Raw genomic sequence first — 426 nt, 5'->3', positions numbered from 1 at the left:
AAAGGTTATTCTGAACGGCTTTTGAAAAGGTATAAGTATAAAGGTTTTTGCCATAGAGCTCTTCATCATCCATAGAAGCCAGAACAGCATTAATCTCATTGGCTTGTTTCTTGGCATTATCGGTAAAAATCTTTGGAGTTGCTGTCATATAGAGACGTTTTTTACCCTTAACAATGCTGTTATCATGCACTTTGACAAATTCAGATTCACTGTTGTCTGTACCCAACACAGCACCCGTGGTTCTATGGGCTTCATCACAAATGATCAGATCAAATTCAGGTAAATCATATTTCTTTTGTGCATCCGATATCACTTGGATTGAATGATAAGTTGAAAAGATAACAGTCATGACATCAGCAGAAGTCTTATTGGCTTTGCTAGCAAGCTGTTTTGCATCTGTTGTAGCAGGCAGGGCAAGATCAGAAG

The 426-nt window shown here is 38.3% G+C and carries 1 protein-coding gene; it reads right to left on the bottom strand.

From position 1 onward, the window contains the following. The coding region (locus tag J7R12_RS08690; RefSeq protein WP_208439079.1) for a DEAD/DEAH box helicase family protein at window positions 1-426 on the bottom strand (426 nt) is incomplete at both ends.

This window comes from Bartonella vinsonii subsp. vinsonii (assembly GCF_902825235.1).
GTDB lineage: Bacteria > Pseudomonadota > Alphaproteobacteria > Rhizobiales > Rhizobiaceae > Bartonella > Bartonella vinsonii.
Note: the sequence above shows the minus strand (reverse complement) of the source record. Positions and strands in the feature narration are given on the sequence as shown.